Annotated in this window: 6 protein-coding genes; 2 read left to right on the top strand and 4 right to left on the bottom strand. The window is 36.3% G+C overall.

Going from position 1 to position 4,490, the window contains the following annotated elements:
* Positions 1 to 496: RHS repeat protein (locus DWW96_RS13270; protein WP_199522701.1), on the bottom strand; the 496-nt coding region annotated here is incomplete at its 3' end.
* Between the two features lie 222 nt (positions 497 to 718).
* Here DWW96_RS13270 and DWW96_RS14490 point away from each other — a divergent pair.
* Both DWW96_RS14490 and DWW96_RS14580 read left to right on the top strand, forming a co-directional pair.
* On the top strand, positions 719 to 1,312 hold the full coding sequence (locus DWW96_RS14490) for a hypothetical protein (protein ID WP_243003085.1): 594 nt from the start codon (positions 719 to 721) through the stop codon (positions 1,310 to 1,312).
* A gap of 6 nt (positions 1,313 to 1,318) precedes the next feature.
* Positions 1,319 to 1,444 carry a hypothetical protein gene (locus DWW96_RS14580; RefSeq protein WP_278286592.1) on the top strand — a complete coding sequence of 42 codons (126 nt, stop codon included), beginning with the start codon at positions 1,319 to 1,321 and terminating at the stop codon, positions 1,442 to 1,444.
* A gap of 97 nt (positions 1,445 to 1,541) precedes the next feature.
* Here DWW96_RS14580 and DWW96_RS13260 read toward each other — a convergent pair whose 3' ends face one another.
* The 3 genes from DWW96_RS13260 to DWW96_RS13250 all read right to left on the bottom strand — a co-directional run.
* A complete protein-coding gene (locus DWW96_RS13260; RefSeq protein WP_117910756.1) occupies positions 1,542 to 1,901 on the bottom strand; it encodes a hypothetical protein in 360 nt (119 codons plus the stop codon).
* A 502-nt stretch (positions 1,902 to 2,403) separates the two neighbouring features.
* Positions 2,404 to 3,207, bottom strand: a complete 804-nt coding sequence (locus DWW96_RS13255) for a transposase (protein ID WP_243003084.1) — start codon at positions 3,205 to 3,207, stop codon at positions 2,404 to 2,406.
* A gap of 309 nt (positions 3,208 to 3,516) precedes the next feature.
* A partial coding sequence (locus DWW96_RS13250) for an RHS repeat-associated core domain-containing protein (RefSeq protein WP_278286591.1) occupies positions 3,517 to 4,490 on the bottom strand: 974 nt, incomplete at its 5' end.

The following is a 4,490-nucleotide window of genomic DNA, read 5'->3' as shown; positions in this document are numbered from 1 at the left end:
TTATTCTGTCAAGTTCATCCCTTACATATGATATTGTTCCACTATCCGTTGACATTGCTGTCTGATAGTCGTTTTTATTATATTCATATGTTGTGGTCTTTCCGTTTACTGTTTTTTTAGTACAGTTATTAACGGCATCATAACTGTATGATGTTACGACTTTTCCACTGTTATTTTTTACCGTTACAAGGTTTCCATTTAAGTCATATTCATAACTTTCCTTTTTGCTCAAGGCATCTGTTTTACATATAAGGTTATTATTTCCATCATATGAATATGTTGTTACTTCATCCGCCTTGCTATTTTCCTTTTTTCTGTGAAGCGTCTTTTTTGTAAGATTTCCAACTCCATCATATTCATACTCCGTACTTATTCCATTTGCATCAACAGTTTTTGTCATTCTGTCATCTTTATCATAAATATACGTCGTAGTATTGCCTTTTTTGTCTGTATATGATGTTTTATTTCCGTGTACATCATATTCGAATTTTTCCATACTTTTATCTGAATATGTTATTGGTGTAAGTCTTCCTTCTTTGTCATACTTATATGTTGTGACATTTCCATTTCCATCTGTCTTTGTCTTCAGATTTCCACTTTCGTCATATGTGTATTCTGTTATGCAATGGAAATCCCCTATGAATCCTTTATACTGATTGATTGTTGCAGCGCAACTGGTTCACTATTTTTCGGACTGAGAAGTCACCCTTGGAAATCAGTGATTTTGAATGACTTGAATCCACTTAGAACCAATTTTCTGAATGTGATTAAGACCGAACCACTGAAACTGATAAAACAAATTCTGGAATCTGACCTCTTATTCATTGAACAGCCAGAAACAAAGAATCCAAAGTTATCCGCATACAAGAAAGCAATCAATGATAATTCAAAAAAGCGAGCTAAGTATCATAAAGTTGATTGTAATATTGACATTGCATATCAGATGTTCATAGTCCAGTGTATTAATAAGGCAATGGTGGAAAGTGCCGGCAAAATCATGGAAAGAAGCTTCAGATTTTTACCAGCACACTTGAAGTTGCAGAATGCTGTTATTACACAGCAGGACTGCCTTAACAATTTAAAAAATGATAATACAAATAAATTGTTTTTACTGGATGTTCCATACATCGGTTCTGAGCATACTTGTGCTGTTACTGGTTACAAATATCAGCCTTTCCACCAGAAGGTAGCTGACTTCCTACAGAACGCTGAATATCCATTTTTGTACTACTGCCGAAGCACACCGCCAAAATCAGATAGCTCTTTCAATAGAGAAGATGCTGAACATATTATGAAGATGAAGCTGGGGTAGTATTTTATGAATAAGGGATTCTACTTCCAGAAAGTCCGTCTTGATAGCGATACTGAGCTAATGGTAAGCAACCAACTTTATAATTTCGAAGTGCAGTTCCAGTGGACAAATACAGATGAGAATATTACATAATGCAGGAGCCAGCTGATGTTATCAATACACAGCTGGCTCTGATATTAAGACTGGCTTGTAATATTAAATCAGATTCTAAAACTCCCCTGTTTTATTACTATTCTTCCACAAAAACTCCTATTTGAGGAGCATTAATAATAACTATGTCATGATTGTCTGAACTAACCTTTAAAGTATTTTTATCAATTCTTTCAATTTCTGAAATAGAACTATGTTTCTCACTGTATATAACATTTTCTTTATAGGATACTGAAACTTTAATATACTTTTCATATGTGGAGATTACTAAAATAATTTTAAAATCTCCTTGTCTTCTAACATACATACATTCTCCTGCTTCCTCATCACCTATAAAAATGGGTTCAGTTTCAAAAAATTCCATTAATTCAATTTCATCATATTTAATAAACATCTCAGCTCTGTTATGAAGTGACCTCTTGTCAAGAGTAAATTTCAAGAAATCACCACATTTTCCTTTCTTTAAATTTTAACATTGGGTACAGAGACAGAGCCTCAGATCTAACAGTCCCTGGCCTTGGTCACTCTGTTATACGTGGATTGGTTACCTACAGGTCAATGGTCCGCCGTGAATCTTGCCGTCTCCTAGCGTGAATCAAAATATATAAATATAATGTCAACAGAGGTGGTTTGCAAATAATTCGGACCTAGAAATGCTCTAAGACCCTGCCTCTGTATCCAGTGTTAATTAATTGTTTTGCAGATGTAATCTGACAAAGTCAGTTTCTTCTGCTTGATTACCATTAAGAATATTCAGATGATTCTGTCAGGGACTTGTCGCCAATGGCGATGCGAAGCATCCTTGACTGAAACAGATGAATATTCTACTAACTTACATGTTCTGTCATCATACCCCAGATAAAACACGCTAATTCTCTTGCTATTGCTGTTGTTGCCACATTTCGATTAACTCCTTTGTTTAGAGTCATTTTGTAAAACCTTCATCTAAGCCTTTCATTTGCTTTATCTGCATACGCAATTACTTCCGGTGGATTTCCTTTCTGTCTTTGCTTCAATGCCACTGATTTGTGTCCTACATTTCCCCTTGTATAACTCTGGGCCGATTCAACTAAAAGTCTTCGCAAGTGGCTATTTCCAGCTTTTGTTATGCTGTATCGATTAACTCTCGTATCACTGGTATCTTCACTTGGTACAAGACCTAAAAACGAAGCAATTTTCGGTGCTTTTTCAAATCTTTCAAAATCACCAACTTCGACAATCATTGAAAGGGCTGTATGTGTCTTAATCCCAAGAAGACAACTTATATGTTTTACTTTTTCTTCGTATCTTTCTACTGATGCAAGTTCCTCTATTCTTTCATCAAATCTGCTGATTTTTTCTGTTAAATATTCATAGGTCAGAAGGTACTCATTTAAAGTTTCTCTTTGTAAATCTGACAATTCTAAGGTTTTTAACCATTTCAGATGTGCAATAGTCCAATAAGTTTTTCCGCCTTCAAAACGTTTTCCCTGTCTTAAAACAAACGCAAGAATCTGTTGTTTTACCTTTTTAAGATACAGCTTCTGGTCATCACGCATTCTAATATATTCCTTAACATCATTGTCATCATTATCCGGAACATATACTTCACTATAAGTATGAAATGCCAGACATCTGGTTATATTTGCAGCATCTCTTTTATCAGTTTTTACATGATGTGTATTAGTTACAGCCATTGTACTTGGAGCCAATATTTTACAATCTACAGCATGATCTTTTAGTTGATGATACAAAGAATAACCCAAACATCCTGCCTAATATCCACAAACAAATGAAACCTCACCTTCATATCTTGAACGAACCTGTTCCATATATTTAAGAACAAGTTTGTAATCTGATGGTATTGTCTGCTTATACTAAACCTTATCTGTCTCATAACTGTAACAACAAATTGTGTACTGTTCCTTATGGACATCCATCCCAACATAAACTATACTATTCATATGTGACCTCCTATTGTATGCGGTAATCCCTGTTACCTTATTATTCGTACAAATAATATTTTACAGGTAAATCCACGAATCTACAATTGTGAGGTCACTTCATATTGTCTCCTATTTTGGTATTACAGTAATTACTTTACCATTTGAATTTACAACTACTTTTACATCCAAAGTCTCATGTATGAATGTATCTGAACGATTTCCCGGTATAGCTTTTGATGAAGATATTGCATCTTCTATAACACTCGGTGGAATATTCCTTGGGTCTACATATTTAGTGCAATACTCATAATATTCTTTAGTACCTACTTCTAATCCTTTTTGTTGGGCTGCTTTTTCAGCACGTCTACTTAATTCAGCCCTTACTGTAGGAGTATCCGGAGCCATTCTTTCCATTGCATGTTGAGAATATTCTCTTCCATTAATTACACCTCCGCCTTCTGTCATATCCCATATTCCTGATGTTCTACCACTCTCATACGACACGCTTCCTGCTTCATCTGCCATAAACCCTGCAAGTTTTCCACTCTTTGCAGCATTTCGTATTCCTGCCACTCCAAGCCCTGCTCCTGCAAACATGTAGCCGTTTACTGCTCCATTTATGACCGTGTCCTTTAATTCTGACCTGCTAAAACTTCCGTTGTTTAATGCATATATGCTGTAGAATGCTCCGTCTGTTGCCGCTGATATTCCTGCTGATGCAATTACTGTCTCTGCTATCGCAGCCGCTCCCACTCCACTTGCTCCTGCAATTATTATTCCTGTTGTTCCAACCGCTGCCTTTGCCCATGTCGGCATGTTATCTATTTCACAGCATACCCTTGTGTAAAATCCAAGTCCGCCTGCCACTCCGCTCTTTACAACGTTGAAGGCTGTTCTTCCTGCATTTCCAAGTGTGCTTATGTATGAACATCCGTCTGGGTCTATGTAATACAGTGGATTGTCCCCGCAATAAATGTAACCGTTCTGGGTTAGGGTTTCATATACATTTCCTGCCTTAGGGTCCTTCTGTATGAATGTCCTGTCTGCACAATTGTACATTCTTGCTCCGGCATTCCAGTAGCCGGTTGTTTCATCATAAACAT

Origin of the sequence: Eubacterium sp. AF17-7, assembly GCF_003461285.1 — a bacterium.
Classification (GTDB): Bacteria; Bacillota; Clostridia; order Lachnospirales; family Lachnospiraceae; genus Eubacterium_U; species Eubacterium_U album.
The sequence above is the reverse complement of the archived record's forward strand: the minus strand, read 5'-3'. Positions and strand labels throughout refer to the sequence as shown.

Excerpts from the sequence above, each read along its gene's own strand:
- DWW96_RS14580 (WP_278286592.1), top strand. The coding sequence starts at position 1,319 with ATGAATAAGGGATTCTACTTCCAGAAAGTCCGTCTTGATAGCGATACT.